Origin of the sequence: Granulicella tundricola MP5ACTX9 (assembly GCF_000178975.2) — a bacterium.
Lineage (GTDB): Bacteria > Acidobacteriota > Terriglobia > Terriglobales > Acidobacteriaceae > Edaphobacter > Edaphobacter tundricola.
In genome coordinates, this window is sequence record NC_015064.1 from 2,253,211 (window position 1) to 2,268,880 (window position 15,670).

Below are 15,670 nucleotides of genomic sequence, written 5' to 3' on the forward strand. Positions count from 1 at the left end.
TTCGACGGGAGATAGGTGCGTCCTTGGTGAGATGCTCGGAGTGCGGTGTTTCGTTCCGGTTAGACTGCGGGGCTGGGGGCATGGTAGCTTGGCGGCAACACCCGTAACTATACGCCGCCAATCGGCCGTGCAGCCGATGGCGAGCATCGAGGGCCCAGAACGATGACACGGAGCGAGTTACTGCTGCTGCTGCTTGGAAAAGCCAAGACGAATGGATTCGAGTTCAGGCGCTGGTATGTTCGAACACTGGGGCTGCCCTGGCAAAACTCAAAGCATGCGGTGGAGACGCTGGCGGAGGAGCGCAGGTACTATGCGCTGCTGTTTTCGCATGAGTTTGCGGAAAACTTCTGGAAGGCCGGGGAGAAGATGACCTTCCTGGTGGAGAACCAGAGCTTTCAGCGGCGGATGGCGGATGGGACGATCGGGATCGTCCACCGGAAGGCTTATACGCGGCGCACCGGGCGGCGGGATGCGTGGAAGTATCACCTGAAGGAGCTTGCGGTGGCGGAGGAGCCGCTGCGGTACATGCGGCGCTATCTGAGGGTGGAGGATGAGTTGGAAGAAGAGCCGGTCGTCTAGAAGGCGTGATCCCTGCGGATTCGCTGGATCTGCTTGATGTGATGCAGGCCGTGGACGAGATGGAAGTGCCGCCACTGCTGCATGGACATGGGGCCGAGCATGCCGTGGGAGAGAGCGCGCCGGTCTCCGAAGAGGGCGGCGGCCTGGGTGCAGAGCTGACCGAGACGGGTGAGTTCAGCCTGGACGCGGCCTGCGAGTTCTTCTCCGCTGCGGAGGCTGGTAAGACGTGGAGGGGTAACGGGCGCGGGGGCCTTGTGACCGGATGGGAAATGTTCGATACGGACGACGACGAGTTGTGCGATGCGATGCTTGAGGGTACGGCTGGCTCGAGTGGGGGTGCCTTTGCGAATGCGATCTTCAAGCGAGGCCGAGGTCAGGCGGTAGGTAAGCAGGAGGTGTTCAACGATCTGCTGGATGTTCCACTTCTCCGGCCGGTGGACTGGGGCGGCCTGGGTCTGGTTCCTCTCCAGGCCTTGCAGTGCGGCGTTCACCGCGGAGACCAGAGTGGTCAAGTCATCGTTCATAGAACTAACCTAAATGCGCGGAGGACATGGAGATAGGCCTGTTCGTCCTGTAGGGCTGCTTTTCTGGGGCAGGTACTTCAGTGCGTGCCTTTGAGTGCCTTCTCGGCATCCTTGGCGTGGTCTCCGCCAGGATCAAGCTTGAGGTAGGTCTGGAACTCGGCTGAAGCTTGTTCCTGATTCTTCATGTTCTGCGCGGCAAGGGCGAGCGCGTAGTGCGCCTCTGGATCGTCCGGGAAGAGGCGGACGGCGTCCTTAGCGCGGTTAAGCGAGGCGAGATAGTTGCCGGTGGTGAAGTAGTAGTGGGCGACCTCAAGGTCCTTTGCTTCCCTTTCGTTGACGTCTTCCACCTTGGGAAGGTGACGGCGCTGGGCCTTGGTGGTGCCGGTTGAGCCTTCGTCCTTGAGGGGCGGGTTGTCGGGGTTCGAGTCTGAACTGGACGAGGATGACGATGAGCTTGAAGACGAGGAGCTGGACGAGCTCGAGGAGGGGTTTGCGTAGGCAGGGTCGTCGCCCGGGAATGGAAAGCTGGAGGAGCCGGGGGCGGCGGCAGGCTTGGCGGCATCCGGTACGGACGGTGGTGAGGCAGGCGTCTGGGCTGGCTTGGCAGGGGCTGGCGGGATGGGCGCGGAGTAGTCGGTGGTCTGGCTGGGGAGCGGGAGGCTTGGGGTGTCATCCGACTCACCCGGGAAGGCGAGGCCGCTGGGGGGTGCAGGTTTGGCGGCGGGGGCCGGGACGTCGCACGGCTGTTTCTTGGTGGGGACGCAGGGGGCGTTGGTGAGGGGAGGCGGAGGCGGGGTATAGGCCTGGGCATGGAGCGCGGGTGCGACGGAGGCCAGCAGGAGCAGGGCGAGCGCGGGTTTCGAGAAGGACTTCAGGTCGGTCAGGTTCAAGGCTGCCTCGGGGTCAGGCGCACAGCAGGCGCGGGTTGGTGTAGTCTGCACGGACTGGTGCTGTTCATTGGACGCTTTTTGTTTGCAATTGGCTACCGGTAAACGTTGAAGGAGAACAAGTAAAGATGATGCCAGGGCTGGTGGTTCGGTCGTCCGAGATTCATGCCGCAGGTTGCTACACGACGAAGGCGATCCGCAAAGGGCGGCGCGTGTGCGAGTATACGGGGCCGAGGATGACCAAAGAGGTCGCAGATGAGCGCTACGCGGACCGTTTTGTGACGTACCTGTTCGGATATGGCACCAAGGAGATGGTGATCGACGGGTTTGGCACGGCGATGTTCATGAACCACTGCTGCAACCCGAACTGCGAGACCGAAGAGGAGGACGAACGGATCTTCGTGGTGGCGCTGCGCGATATCGCGGCGGGCGAGGAGCTGACGTATGAGTACAACCTGTACGACTCGGATGAGGCTACGCAGGATTGCTACTGCGGGGCGGAAAACTGCCGGGGGACGATGTTTTCCGTGGCGGAGATGGAGCGGCGGGCTGGGCTGAAGAAGAAGGCTTAGAATTAAGGGAGAGGTTCGCCATGGCATCCACCGTACAGATTGGAATCCATCTTCCAGTTCAGAGACAGACGGATCAGTTCGACTGGCATGGCTGTAAAGCCGTCCAGTTCGACCCGGAAAAATTGGGTGGGCGAGCGACCGTGGGTACTACTCGAATGGATGCCGACGGTATCTTCCTCAACTTTGAGGATGGCCTGTCGATTGATGAGCTTCATCATCACTTCGATTCCGACAAGGAAGCGATACGCGAGATCCTCGAGTTCGCCAAGTCTCGGGGCTACAAGGCCGAGTATTGAAGGTCTTGCTCGATAACAACATGACCAAGGAGCTGAAGCGCGGACTCCTGGATCATGAGGTTGCGACGGCCTACGAGATGGGCTGGGCGGACCTGAAGAACGGCGATCTGCTCCGCACTGCCCAGGCAGCGTCTTTTGAAGTAATGATCAGTGCCGATACGAATATCTTCTATCAACAAAACAATGCAAAGAGAATCATCTCGTTGCTGATCCTGGATACAAATCGGTGGCGTTTTATCCGGCCCCGGATGGCCGTCATCCACGACGCGTTTAGCCGTGCCACGCGTGGAAGCTACGAAAGCATGAATCTCCTTCCGGTCTCGGCTCGGAAGCGGTGAACAAGCCGGGGCACGCCAGCGGTAGAATGGGTTGAGAGCGTTTCTTCCGTATGGGTTATCAGGTTTTAGCGAGAAAATATCGGCCGCAGCGGTTTGCGGATGTTGCGGGGCAGGACCATGTGACGGTCACGCTGATGAACGCGTTGACCCAGAACCGCATTGCGCATGGATATATCTTCAGTGGGCATCGGGGCATCGGCAAGACGACCATCGCGCGTATTCTGGCGTGTGCGTTGAACTGCCGTAATGCGATTGGCAGTGCGGTGCGCCCCACTCCCGAGCCATGCGAGGTGTGCGAGAGCTGCGTGGAGATTCGCGCGGGCAACTCGGTGGACGTGATCGAGATCGACGCGGCGACCAACCGTGGTATCGACGAGATCCGCGAGCTGCGCGATGCGGCCCGGTATAGGCCCTCACGCGACCGCTTCAAGATCTACATCCTGGACGAGGCCCACCAGATCACCGACGCGGCCTTCAACGCGCTGCTGAAGACCCTGGAGGAGCCGCCGGACCACATCGTCTTCATGATGGCGACCACGCAGCCCGAGGATATTCCGCAGACGGTGCGCTCACGCTGCCAGCACTTCAGCTTTCATGCGGTGAAGCTGGTGGATATCCTTAGCGAGCTGCGCGGCATTGCCGAGCATGAGGGCGTGGACGCGGACGAAGGTGCGCTGAGCCTGCTGGCCGAGGCCGGCGACGGCTCCATGCGCGATGCGTTGAGCATCATGGACCAGGCGATTGCGAGTGCGCCAATGATCGACGGCAAGGCTCGTCTGGACGCGGGGCAGATCCGCGAGCTGATGGGCTCGGTGCCGAACGCGGTGTTTGAGCGGATCATGCAGGCGGTGGACCAGAATCGCTCGGCTGAGGTGATGACGGTTGCGAACGAGTTGCTGGATGCAGGGAACTCTCCCGCCCAGCTTGCGCGGCAGGCGGTGCGGTATCTGCGGAGTTGCGTGATTGCGAAGATCACAGGGCTGACGGCGGATGGGGATTCGAGTACGGAGCTGCTGCAGATCTCAGCCGATGAACAGAGGCGTGCGGCTCGGACTGCGGCGCTGTTCTCTGAGGAAGAGCTGACGCGGTTTTTGCAGGTGATGCTGCGGACCTTCGACGAGCTTGGCTACCGGCAGGAGCAGCGCTTCCACTTTGAGCTGGGGCTGCTGAAGCTGGTGCATCTACGTCGTCTGCTGCCGGTGGAAGAGGTGTTGAGCTCGTTGAGCGGTGCGGGACCAAGGCCGGGTGCGCGTGCGGTGAGCGCTCCGGCTGCAACGGCTGCGTTGCCTGCTCCGGCTGCTGCGGCAAGGCCGGTGGTGAGTGAGCCGGTGAAGCCTGCGTTCTCTCCGTTTGAGAAGGACTCGCAGAAGCGGCGGTATGACGGGGTTGCGGCTGGGCCGGCTGCGGTGGTTGCGGCTCCTGTTGTTCCGCCTCCGGTTGTTTCAGCGCCGCCTGTAGTCTCGCCTCCTCCTGTTGTGACGCCTGCACCGGCCGTTGAGCCTGTTGTGGTGGCTGTTGCAAGTCCGCCGGTTGCGGTGGAGGAGCCCCTGAAGGTATCCGAGCCTGTACCGGTTCCGGCTGCTGTGCCCGTGCCTGGCCCTCTTGCTCTCGAAGTCCCTAGCGATGAAGAAGAGCGCGTCGAGGCTGAGCCGGATGTGGCGATTCCCTCCCCGGTCTTTGAACCTGTCGCCGCAGCCGTCACCTCTGGTGAGGCGGCTGCGATGCAGCGTCCAGTGGTGGAGGCGTTGAGTGCGGCGGGTCAGGGTTCGGCTTCGGACGCTATGAACGACTCGGTATGGACGCTGGCGGACGGCGAGCTTCGGGTGCAGACGGATGTCTCGAAGACGATGCTGCCCGTGATCATGAATCCCGAGGCTGAGAAGATCGCCAAGGCTGCGTTGCGCGAGGTGGGGCATGGGGCGTTGAAGCTGGTGCTGCTGGCCAGGGCTGGCGGTAAGGCGGCTGCGGAGAAGAAGCCGAGGACTGCGAAGTCAGGATCTGCCGAGGCGAAGGCTGCGCAGCATCCAATGGTGGTCGAGGCAAAGCGGCTGTTCGAGGCTGAGATCCAGACCGTGATCGACCTGAGCGAATAGAGGACATATGGATTTTTCCGATCTGGGCAAGATGAAGGACATGCTGGCGCAGGCCGGCGCGATGCAGGAGCAGATGGAGCAGAAGCTCTCTGAGACGGTGGTGGAAGCGGAGTCCGGCGGCGGCGTGGTGAAGGTGCGGATGAACGGCCGCAAGGAGTTGCTGCGGTTGCGGATCGATCCGGCTGCGATGGGCTCGACGGCTGCAGATCTGGAGCTGCTCGAAGACCTGATTACGGCTGCGATCAACGAGGCTGGGCGGCGCGCGGATGAGGCAATGAAATCGAGCGTGGGTGGCATGATGGGCGGGCTCGGCCTGCCAGGATTGGGTTCGTGACGCAACGCTTTGCAGAGCCGATGGCGAGGCTGATCGACGAGCTGCGTAAGCTGCCTGGGATTGGGACGAAGACGGCGCAGCGGCTGGCGTTTCATGTGCTGCGTTCGCCGGGCGAGGATGCGGATGCGCTGGCCGATGCCATACGTGAGATTAAGAAGCATCTGCGGCTCTGCTCGGTGTGCAACAACATTACAGACGTCGATCCATGCCACTACTGCTCGAATCCGGTGCGGAGTCATCGGCTCATTTGCGTAGTGGAGGAGCCGACGAACATCGCCACGGTAGAGCGGACGCGGAGCTACAACGGCGTCTACCATGTGCTGCATGGCACGCTCTCGCCCATCGGCGGGGTCGGGCCGGAGCAGCTACGGATTCGGAATCTGCTGACCCGGCTGGAGGATGTGGACGAGGTGATCCTGGCCACGTCGCCTACGATTGAAGGCGAGGCGACCGCAGGGTATATCGCAGGGGAGCTGCGGCGGGTAAAGAGCGGGGTGAAGGTGACGCGGATCGCTACGGGCGTGCCGGCCGGGAGCGATATCGAGTACGCGGATGAGGTGACGATGACTCGGGCGATGGAAGGTCGGCGGGAGTTTTAGGGTGGGTGTAGAGTATTGGCATGACGATTACGGTCGAGTTGCCGGATGATCTAGCGAGTTACGCAGACTCTGGCCGTAAGGCGCTTGAGGCGTTGGCTATTGAAGGATATCGAACGGGTAAGCTGACGCAAAGACAAGCTGCCGCGATGCTCGGCCTCTACTGGCTCGATTTTGAAGGCCTGCTGAAAGAACGGGGCATCATGGAAGGCGCATATGACGTTGAGGCCTTTCTCAGCGACATTAGAACCATGGATGAGCTTCGAGCGGCTGGGATGCTCGGAGAGTGATCGTAGTTGCCGATACTTCTCCGATCAACTATCTGGTTCAGATCAGACAGGAAGAGATCCTCGAACGGCTTTTTGAACAGGTCTACCTTCCTTCTGTTGTGTATGGAGAACTGCAAGACCCATTGGCTCCAGAGAGAGTAAGGCTTTGGTCCGGTCACCTTCCTGCATGGATTGCGGTCGTATCGCCAACGATAGTTCCACCGGATGCGGCGCTTAGCCTTGACCCGGGTGAGACAGAAGCGATTACGCTGGCTCTTGAACTCCGATCAAACTTCTTGCCAATCGACGAGTTGAAGGGCAGAGCCGTGGCTCTTCTACTTGGATTGAAGCTCAATGGAACGCTTGGGGTACTCCGAGACGCTCACAACCATGGCTGGCTGAATGGGCGAGCGGTCTCTGCAGAACTTCGTCAAACAAAGTTTCGTTGCTCGGAGCACATGGAACAAATCTATCTTGCATCGCTAAAGTAAGGCTTCGCTATTTGCCAGAGAAGGAATTTATCAGATTGCCGCCGGTCATCTGATCCGGCTGGGAGACGTTGAGGAGGCTTAGCAACGTAGGGCTAAGGTCTCTGAGGCTCCCGCCTTCCCGCACGGTGATGTTCTTCTCATCGGAGACGAGGATGAACGGCACCGGGTTGGTGGTGTGGGCGGTGTGGGGGCCTCCGCTGGCGGGGTCGATGAGCATCTCCGCGTTGCCGTGGTCGGCTGTGATCAGCATGGAGCCACCATGTTGTTTGATGGCCTGATAGATGCGTCCCAGTTGCGCGTCGACGGTTTCGACCGCGCGGATGGTTGGCTCCATCTTGCCGGAGTGGCCGACCATATCCGCATTTGCAAAGTTGACGATGATGACGTCGAACGCGGTATCCGTGAGGGCCTTGATGACGGTGTCGGCGATGCCGGGGGCGGACATCTCCGGCGCGAGATCGTAGGTGGCGACCTTCTGGCTGGCGACGAGCTCGCGTTCCTCTCCGGGGAACGGCTTTTCGATGCCGCCGTTGAAGAAGTAGGTGACGTGCGCATACTTCTCCGTCTCGGCCACGCGCAGGTTACGCAGGTTGGCGACGCCCATCACGTTCGCAAGCAGGTTGTCCATGGACTCGGCCGGGATGACGATGGGCAGCTTGTAGTTCTTTTCATACTGCGTCATGCAGACGTAGTGGATGCGCTGCGGCAGCGTGTGGAGCGGAATCGCTTCGTCAAGCTCAGCAGCCTTGGGCAGGTCGCGGCCCATCGATTGATTGAGCCCGGAGGTTCGCGCAAGCACACGCGTGATCTGGCGCACGCGGTCGGCACGGTAGTTGAAGTTGATGACGACGTCTTCGTCCTGAATCAGGCCTACAGGCTTGCCGTCCGCGCCGGTCACGGTGAAGGGCGGGGTAAACTCGTCGGTCGTGCCGTTGGAGTAAAGCTCGCGGATGCGGGCGGCAGCGTCGGCGTACTGCCCGCCTTCGGGGGTTCCGGTGACCATGGCGTCGAAGGCCTGCTTCGACTTCTCCCAGCGCAGGTCGCGGTCCATGGCGTAGTAACGGCCTGAGACGGAGGCGAGTTGCCCGATGCCGATCTCACGAAACTGCTGCTGCAGAGCCTCAAGATGACCAAGGCCGGAGCTTGGCATGGTGTCGCGGCCATCCATGAAGGCGTGGATGAAGACGTTGGTGAGCCCTTGCTGCTTGGCCAGCTTCAGCAGGGCGTAGAGATGGCGCTGATGGGAGTGAACTCCGCCATCGGAGAGCAGGCCGATGAAGTGCAGCGCTCTTCCCTTCTGCTGGGCGAGCTGCATGGCGCGAAGCAGCGTCGGGTCGGTGAAGAAGCTGCCATCCATGATGGCGGTGTCGATGCGCGTCATATCCATGCGGACGATGCGGCCTGCGCCCAGGTTGAGGTGGCCGACCTCGGAGTTTCCCATCTGGCCGTCGGGCAGTCCGACGAAGTGCTCGCTGGCGCGCAGCAGCGTGTTGGGATACTCGCGCAGCAGGCGGTCGTAGGTCGGCTTGCGAGCCTGTGCGATGGCATTGCCGTGGGTCTCGGCGCGGTAACCCCAGCCGTCTAGGATAGTGAGGATGATGGGCTTCGGCATACAAGCCTCAGGATACAAGATCGCGGTCGATCAATCCTCCCGCTGCCGTTAGTACGGAAGTATCAGGAAAGAGTGAAAATCCTCCGCCTTGTTTTTGCGCCGATCAAAATTTTCTCCACTATGAAGTGCCGCCTATGGCGAGAATGGAACAGGCGTAATATTACGGTCCGGATAAAGTCCCAAACCGCAGATCCTAAAGTAACATCGGCGTATGCGAAGCACGATACGTCGGGCGCTCCTCCAGTTCGGTGCGACTGCCCTGACCACCGCAGTGTTGTTCCATTACCTTCCGGCAAACCACTTGTTTTACGTGTGGCCCCTGACCGGCGTTCAGCTCGCCATTCTGTGGAGTGTCTGGAATCATCGGCTCTCGCGTGTCACACAGATCTGTGCCGCGACTGCAGGCTTCCTTGCCATTCTGATCTTTCAGGGGTATCCCCTTCGCGTCGTGGCGGGGCTCACCTGTATCCAGGGCCTGGAGCTTTGGGGCATGGCTGCGGTGCTTCGACTCAGAATCTCCCGCTTCGACGATCTCAAGCAGATGCGCCATGTCGCGCGCTTCGGCATCGTCGCGGTCGTGGTGCCCATGATCGCCGCGACACTACGGGCAGCGGTCTTCTATAACACTGTTCATCGCACCTTTTTACAGACCTGGTTCATCACTGGAATGGCGCACTCCGTAGGCCTGATGGTGACTCTGCCCGGGCTGCTGTTCCTGATCTCAGAGGAGTCAAGGCGATCCCAGAAGTTCCGGTCCAGCTATCGGCTCGGCCTGCCTGCGATGCTACTGACCTTCGCGGTCACCTTTGGTGTCTTTGCTCAGAGCAAGTATCCCTGGCTCTTCCTGGTCTTTCCGCCCATCGTGCTGGCCCTGCTGGTATGGGGGCTGGAGGGCGCAGCCATCATCTGCCCGGTCATCACACTGATGGCCTGCTACGCCACCGCACACCATCACGGACCGGTGTGGGTTGTGGTGCAGGGCAGCATGGAGATTCGGACCGTCGTGCTGCAGGTCTTCCTGTGGATGGTTCCTGGCACGGCGCTGCCCGTGGGCGCGCTGCTGGATGAACGCCAGAAGGCGGAGAGCGAGGCGCGCGCCGGGCAGATGATCTATCAGACGCTGCTGGATAATGCGGAGGATATGATCCTGCTCTCCGGGCTGGACGGTGGTCAGCGTTACGTCTCCCCTGGTGTCTTATCCCTGACCGGCTGGCAACCGGAGGAGTTCCTGAGTCTGGCCCAACTTGAGACGTTGCACGTTGAAGACCGCGACCTGGCGCGCAACCTGATCGAGAGCCTGCGCAGCGGCAAGAGGCAGCATCACTTCCGCTATCGCATCCTGTGCAAAGACGCCAGCTATAAGTGGGTGGAAGCGTTTCTTCGCGGCTATAGCTCCGCTGAAGACGGGCACGTCACCGGCTACGTTGCGACGGTACGCGATATGGGTTCGCTGGCACGGCTGGAGGAGCAGTGGTCCCAGGAGCGTGCCGACCTGACCCGCCAGAACATGCACCTGGAAGAGCTGGCAGGCAACGACGAGCTGACGCGGCTGGCAAATCGCCGCACCTTCAACCGCATGTTGACACAGGAGGTGGCGCGTCACGCCCGCGCGAAGAACTCGCTCTCCATGCTAATGGTGGATGTGGACTTCTTCAAGAAGTACAACGACCGCTACGGCCATCCGGAGGGCGACGTCTGCCTGCGTATGGTGGCCGAGTCCATCCAGATCGCCAGCCGAGCCTCAGATTTTGCAGCTCGCGTGGGTGGCGAGGAGTTTACGGTGCTCCTGCCGGACACAGACCAGGCAGGCGCGGAACAGGCTGCGCAACGAATCCTCAGTCACATTGAGAGTCTACAAATCAGGCATGAGGGCAGCCCGTTCGGTTACGTCACCGTGAGCATCGGCGCAGCGACCTGGCCGCCGGAGTTCGTGGCGGATGAGGCATACCTGATCCAGCAGGCTGACCGCGCTTTGTATGAAAGTAAGAAGACCGGGCGCAATCGCCTGACCTCCATGACTGCGGATCTACAGGAGATAGCAGACGGAGCGATGAGCCGCCGCACAGAGAGCTAGGGGTTGGGCGGCTTCGTGTGCGGCGTAATGCGCCGCAGCAGAAACTCCTGAATCACATTGTCCACAGCGTCCGAAACCGTACCCAGCAACCCGTTTTCAAACGTCAGCGCGGCGCCGTTGCGGTCGCTCGCAGGATAGTAGATGTTGGAGACAGCGCCTGCCGCCAGGTCGCCCAGGATGCTGGAGTAGTTGGGCTGCCAGCGGCCGTTATCGCCGCGGCAGATGACCGCGCTGCTCAACGCATACAGGGTACGGTGTGTGATGGAGCCGCGCTCCTTCCCCATGTAGAAGTAACGTGGATCCTGGTGGAAGGCTACCGGCAGCAGGTATCCGCCGACGATCGTACCGACCGTGTAATCGGCGACATTCGCCCCAAGGCGTTTGCCGTAGCTTGCCGGCCCCGAGCCGTAACCGCTGAAGCTATTGTTAGCCTGCTCCACCCCCGCGAACGCCGCATTAAGCAGAAAGCCGGCGGGATCATACGTGGTATGCCAGGCGAGCTCCCACTTCTGCCGGGAAGTGAGCGGCGCGGCCTTCCAGTCGTAGGTCACGAAGAAGTTGGGGATGAAGCCCGCGATACGCTGCTTCTCCTCGATCTTGATCTCTTCTTCCGCAAGGTCGTGCTGAGAGATGACCACATCCACCCCCACGCTGGCGGCGACGGCAAGCACGATCGGCGCGAGTTCCTTCTGTTCTGCCGCTGCAAGGGAGCCTGGAATCAACTGAGCAGCGAAGCCTGGCGCGGTGATGCTGAGGCTGAAGTCACCGGACGGCACGCTGGAGAAGCTGAAGCGGCCCTGATCGTCCGTCACGGCCTCCCGGGTTGCCGTCCCGTGCGGCACGGACAGAACCACCCGCGTTCCAGCAACGAAATCTCCGTCGATATCGGTTACGGCGCCTTCCACGCTTCCGAACCCTTGCGGGATGGCCGCGCCCTGTTGCGCTACGGCCTGTTGCGATACGGTCTGCTGCGGCGCGGGCTCCTGCGGCAGGTCCAACGCACCCGCGTAGGCCACGCGCTGCTGCGCGCCGGCGGAGAGGGCGAGACCCGGTAGAACGACGGCAAGGGAGAGGAGGCCAGGGAGCCTGCTAAGCCGGCAGCTTATTCTGTCGCTGCCCAGAGCTCGATTCGATGGCATATCCAAGAATAGCCGGTCGGGCGGGGATGTGTCGAAGAACCGCGCCGGAGACATGATTTGATTGACAAACCGCCTTCCCCGGTTAGAATCACCTCACACCAAACACAGGTTTCGGGCCCCGCACGAGATTCCCACTCGTTTCCTTCTCCGAGGATGCATGGCTTCACGTTCGTTCCTCTCCGGCCTTCTCGCCGTCGGCATGACGGCCACCGCGCTCCATGTGGCGAACGCGCCGGCGGCCCCGTCTTTGCAGGACACACCAGCTGCATCCCACGGCAGCACGGCTCTCAATCGCGGCAGGAAGCCGGCGTTGAGCATGCCTTCGTGGTCGGATCAGCTTGACCGCGATCCATCCACAGCCGGGGAAGCCAGCGCGGCCAAGGACTTTGCGGAGACGCTTTGCCCGGAGCCGGGCGCAGCGACTCGCATCTGCATCCCGGACGGGACGGGTTTACAACCGGCCGCCGCGGACATGCAGGCGAACGTGGTCTTCGCCATCGTGCCGGACCCGATCCACACCCATCTGGCGCTGTGGTTCGATCGCTCGATCGACTCGCTGGAGGACGGCCTGACGGACAGCGGCTGGCGTTACGACCGCAACTGGTTGCCATGGTCGCTGGACCCGGTCTCACCCAGCTCCGTCAAGTTCAAGGATCGCGAGCAGGAGCGCCTGTTCCTGAGCAAGCGGGAGGACTATCCCGGCATCATCATCTTCCGGCCGCCGCCGCTTCCGCAGGTCCCGCCGGAGGCCGCTCTTCCAGCGCAGGTTCCGGGGGAGATCGATCCACAGAAGCCGCTGGTCGTCTTCGTGATCGGCGATTCGCCGACCAGCGGGGTCAACCAGACGCAGTTTCAGAAGGCAGTCGGGCAGTTTCACCGCATCGCGGCCGGGCTGCAGACGCTCAAGATCATCGGCCCGACCTTCACGGGCTCCGGACCGTCGTTGAGTGCGCTGCTGGCCGAGGCTAAAAAGAAGGATCTCGCAGCGGTCCGCGTCAATATCGCAAGCGGCTCCGTCAGCGATGGACGGTGCGGCAACCTGCTGGACCACGGAAGACTGCAGGAGGTGGAGAAGGACCTCTTTCAATGCAACGATGCGTCAGTCTGGCCGCACGCGGTGGATACGTTCGCCTCCTTCGATGCCGACTTCGTATGGCAGATCCGCCAGACCGAGCGCTACCTGATGGAGAAGGGTGGGCTGCGGCCGGATGAGATCGCCCAACTGAACGAAGACGAAAGCAGCTTCGGCGGTCTGGCGACCAGCGAGGTCAGCGATCCCACGGCAATCTCCAAAACCAGCGAAAAGGAAAAGCGCATCCTCAAGCTGACCTATCCCCGCAACATCTCGCATCTGCGCAGTGCCTACCAGAAGAACGGCGTGTGGGGCTTTGGCGGGACATCCAGCGGCACCGGCAGCATCAGCCTGAACCTGGACTTCGACGACACCTCCGAGGCGGATGACTCGGTTCCCTCCTTCGCCAAGGGCCAGTTGCCGGTCTCGCAGGAGGCCACTCTGGGTCAGGTCTCGGCGATCCTGGAGCAACGCCACATCAAGGCAGTCATCCTGAGCGCGACTGACGTGCTGGACGAGCTGTTCGTAGCGCAGATCATCGCGCGTCAGAATCCCACGATCGCCATCATCATCCGCGGCACGGACGATCTCTTCCTGCGCTCAGGCGACCGTGGCGTCTATCACAATATGTACGCCGTCAGCCCCTGGCCGTTGATCCCCAAGAACGCCATCTGGAGCCAGCAGGGCCTGGAGGAGCATCCCGGCGTCAACGTGCGCGTCTTCGCCAGCAGCGAGATCGAAGGCCTCTACACAGCGACCCGTTTTCTCTTGCCCGGAAGCAGAGCGCTGGACACCCTGCAGGATTATCGTTCGCCGATCCAGGCGAAGGAGGGCCAGGGCGCATGGCCGCATCGTCCTCCGCTTTGGCTGCTGGCCATCGGCCACGGCGCGTACTGGCCGTTCGCGCTGCTGCCGGAGGGCGCGGGACCGGCTGACGCGGCGGAGGCCGCCAAGGGACGGTCCCCCTTCAACCTGCCGATCCTGTCCGGAGTCGCAAAGCCGGTGGGGCTCGATCCTGACGCGGAGCCCCTGCCGACGACCACGCAGTTCATGATCTTCGTCCTCTGTATGCTCTGCCTGCTGCATGCGGGCAAGTGTTTTGACGTGGGTGTCCTCCGCCGTGTTGCGCCGCGCTACCGCATCTCCGAGCCTGCCGTACGCGCGCCCAAACGCTGGCTCCAGATTGCCTTGTCGGTCGATGCCGCCCTGATCCTGGCACTGATGGCGCATCCTGTCGCCCATCTCAACTTCGTCCATTACCTCTGCCTGCTGGGCGAGGCTGCCCTTTGTGCCGCGCTGGTGTGGTCCGCCTTCGACCTCTTACCGGCTCGCTTCCACGTCAAACCCAGGCGGACTCACGCGATTCTGGCCGTAGTGGGCTGTATCCTCTTTTGCCTTGACCTGCTGGCCTGGCGGCAACTGTGGCATTTCCTGCCGCCCTCCACTTTGCAGCCGGATGGGCTGCGCGAGTTCTTTTATTACCGTTCTCACTTCGCCTTGAGCGGCGCTTCGCCGGTCTTTCCCCTGGTCCTCGCGCTGACCGGCATCGGAATCTATCTCCTGGCACAGCTTGATCGATTCACCTTCGGTCCACGCCTTGCGCCACGGCTTCCCGGAGATGTCTCGGGCATCTCCAACTGCCCCAGTGAGGCAAGTGTCGGTTACCTCACGGGTCTGCTGAGTTATCCCGCGCCCTCGTTAGGAGTGATGCGTACGAAGTTCAGTATCCTCTGCGGGCTTGCTGTGCTCGCTGCCATCTGCGGTGCGCTGGCCCATCTCGCACCGTTGACCTTCGACGGCTGGCACCTGAGAGTCTGCGCGGACGCAGTAATGTTCCTGCTGCTGATCACGATCTTCTGGGACCTGGTGATGGGCCACTACCTCTGGCGGCAGTTGAAAGACGTCTGCCTGGAGCCGCTGGAACTCTCCGCACTGCGGCGAGGCTTCAACTCCGTCAGCGGAATGACCTGGCAGGATCTCTGGATCATGCCGCAGAGCCACACCAGCCTGCGCCAATATCAGAGCTTCATCCGCGCACTGGAGCAGACGGAGCGCGCCGGCCTGGGGCACGTCGCCGGCCTCGCCAGGCTCAAAACAAACGCCGAAAGACTGTGGCTTCGCAGGGCTGAGGGAGCATCGCTCGATGAAATCACGCGGCGCTTCAGCCTGGTCCAGAGGCTGACGGCCCGCGTCGCCGAAACCGTACTCCACCAGCAGCACACGGCCTGGGCGGGGGAGCGGGTCCGCACGACCGCAGCCGATGAACCGGGGCCACTTAGCGAATCTGAAGAAGCCGAAACGATACGCCCGAGTGATCCCGCTCTCGCCGACGCGCAGCAGGCCGTCTCACCGGTCATTCGCGAGGAGTGGATCTCGCTCATCTTCCTGCACTACATCCGCATGGTCCTCACGCACATTCGCAGCCGCCTGCTCACGGCCGCCATCCTTTACCTGATCCTGGTCTGGTCCATCACGTCGTACCCTTACTTGAATCGGCACGTCCTGCTCATCGCGCTCTCGGTCGTCTTCGGCATCCTTGCCGTGGTGATCGTCACGACGTATGCCTCCATCAACCGCGACCCCATCCTGAATCGCACCACCAAGAACAAAGCCAACAAGCTGGACTTCGACTTTTACTTCAAGACCGTCCCCATCATCGGGCTGCCGCTGCTGGGTCTCATCGCCTCCCAGTTCCCGGAGATCAGCAGCTTCGTCTTCTCATGGCTTGAGCCCAGCATGGCTGCCGTGAAATAGTCGCAGCTTGCACCGGACGCGCACACCCGTTACGGTTGAA

General features: G+C 61.7%; 15 protein-coding genes. 11 read left to right on the plus strand and 4 right to left on the minus strand.

Features of this window, described 5'->3' with window-relative positions:
* Positions 1–162: 162 nt before the first annotated feature.
* Positions 163–579 carry a hypothetical protein gene (locus ACIX9_RS09600; protein WP_013580282.1) on the plus strand — a complete coding sequence of 139 codons (417 nt, stop codon included), beginning with the start codon at positions 163–165 and terminating at the stop codon, positions 577–579.
* Here the strand turns inward: ACIX9_RS09600 and ACIX9_RS09605 are convergent.
* Positions 576–1,103: a DUF1569 domain-containing protein gene (locus ACIX9_RS09605; protein ID WP_013580283.1), complete on the minus strand. Its 528-nt coding sequence runs from the start codon at positions 1,101–1,103 to the stop codon at positions 576–578. The two genes, ACIX9_RS09600 and ACIX9_RS09605, sit on opposite strands and share 4 nt — an antisense overlap.
* 77 nt (positions 1,104–1,180) lie before the next feature.
* Positions 1,181–2,044, minus strand: a complete 864-nt coding sequence (gene bamD, locus ACIX9_RS09610) for an outer membrane protein assembly factor BamD (protein WP_157477443.1) — start codon at positions 2,042–2,044, stop codon at positions 1,181–1,183.
* A 74-nt stretch (positions 2,045–2,118) separates the two neighbouring features.
* Here bamD and ACIX9_RS09615 point away from each other — a divergent pair, with 74 nt between their 5' ends.
* Genes ACIX9_RS09615 through ACIX9_RS09650 form a run of 8 tightly spaced genes read left to right on the plus strand, consistent with a single transcriptional unit; the run spans position 2,119 to position 6,979 of the window.
* The gene (locus tag ACIX9_RS09615; RefSeq protein ID WP_013580285.1) at positions 2,119–2,562 is read left to right on the plus strand and encodes an SET domain-containing protein; all 444 of its coding nucleotides are present in this window, start codon (positions 2,119–2,121) and stop codon (positions 2,560–2,562) included.
* Positions 2,563–2,582: 20 nt separating this feature from the next.
* On the plus strand, positions 2,583–2,858 hold the full coding sequence (locus ACIX9_RS09620; protein ID WP_013580286.1) for a DUF433 domain-containing protein: 276 nt from the start codon (positions 2,583–2,585) through the stop codon (positions 2,856–2,858).
* Positions 2,855–3,196, plus strand: coding sequence for a hypothetical protein (locus ACIX9_RS09625; protein ID WP_013580287.1), 342 nt, complete (start codon positions 2,855–2,857; stop codon positions 3,194–3,196). Before ACIX9_RS09620 ends, ACIX9_RS09625 begins: the two co-directional genes overlap by 4 nt.
* A gap of 50 nt (positions 3,197–3,246) precedes the next feature.
* The gene (gene dnaX / locus ACIX9_RS09630; protein WP_013580288.1) at positions 3,247–5,289 is read left to right on the plus strand and encodes a DNA polymerase III subunit gamma/tau; all 2,043 of its coding nucleotides are present in this window, start codon (positions 3,247–3,249) and stop codon (positions 5,287–5,289) included.
* Between the two features lie 7 nt (positions 5,290–5,296).
* On the plus strand, positions 5,297–5,623 hold the full coding sequence (locus ACIX9_RS09635; RefSeq protein ID WP_013580289.1) for a YbaB/EbfC family nucleoid-associated protein: 327 nt from the start codon (positions 5,297–5,299) through the stop codon (positions 5,621–5,623).
* A 20-nt stretch (positions 5,624–5,643) separates the two neighbouring features.
* On the plus strand, positions 5,644–6,222 hold the full coding sequence (gene recR, locus ACIX9_RS09640) for a recombination mediator RecR (protein WP_041597635.1): 579 nt from the start codon (positions 5,644–5,646) through the stop codon (positions 6,220–6,222).
* Positions 6,223–6,242: 20 nt separating this feature from the next.
* Positions 6,243–6,509, plus strand: coding sequence for a UPF0175 family protein (locus ACIX9_RS09645; protein WP_013580291.1), 267 nt, complete (start codon positions 6,243–6,245; stop codon positions 6,507–6,509).
* Positions 6,506–6,979 carry a hypothetical protein gene (locus ACIX9_RS09650; protein ID WP_013580292.1) on the plus strand — a complete coding sequence of 158 codons (474 nt, stop codon included), beginning with the start codon at positions 6,506–6,508 and terminating at the stop codon, positions 6,977–6,979. Before ACIX9_RS09645 ends, ACIX9_RS09650 begins: the two co-directional genes overlap by 4 nt.
* A gap of 7 nt (positions 6,980–6,986) precedes the next feature.
* Here the strand turns inward: ACIX9_RS09650 and gpmI are convergent, their stop codons facing one another.
* Positions 6,987–8,591, minus strand: coding sequence for a 2,3-bisphosphoglycerate-independent phosphoglycerate mutase (gpmI, locus tag ACIX9_RS09655; RefSeq protein ID WP_013580293.1), 1,605 nt, complete (start codon positions 8,589–8,591; stop codon positions 6,987–6,989).
* A 211-nt stretch (positions 8,592–8,802) separates the two neighbouring features.
* Between gpmI and ACIX9_RS23720 the strand changes: the two genes are divergently transcribed.
* Complete coding sequence (locus tag ACIX9_RS23720) at positions 8,803–10,665, plus strand: sensor domain-containing diguanylate cyclase (protein WP_013580294.1); 1,863 nt, start codon at positions 8,803–8,805, stop codon at positions 10,663–10,665.
* On the opposite strand, the gene ACIX9_RS09665 is transcribed toward ACIX9_RS23720, so the two are convergent.
* Complete coding sequence (locus tag ACIX9_RS09665; RefSeq protein WP_157477445.1) at positions 10,662–11,804, minus strand: carboxypeptidase-like regulatory domain-containing protein; 1,143 nt, start codon at positions 11,802–11,804, stop codon at positions 10,662–10,664. The genes ACIX9_RS23720 and ACIX9_RS09665 overlap by 4 nt on opposite strands.
* A 157-nt stretch (positions 11,805–11,961) precedes the next feature.
* Here ACIX9_RS09665 and ACIX9_RS09670 point away from each other — a divergent pair, with 157 nt between their 5' ends.
* On the plus strand, positions 11,962–15,630 hold the full coding sequence (locus ACIX9_RS09670; protein ID WP_013580296.1) for a hypothetical protein: 3,669 nt from the start codon (positions 11,962–11,964) through the stop codon (positions 15,628–15,630).
* The last annotated feature ends 40 nt before the right edge of the window (positions 15,631–15,670 follow it).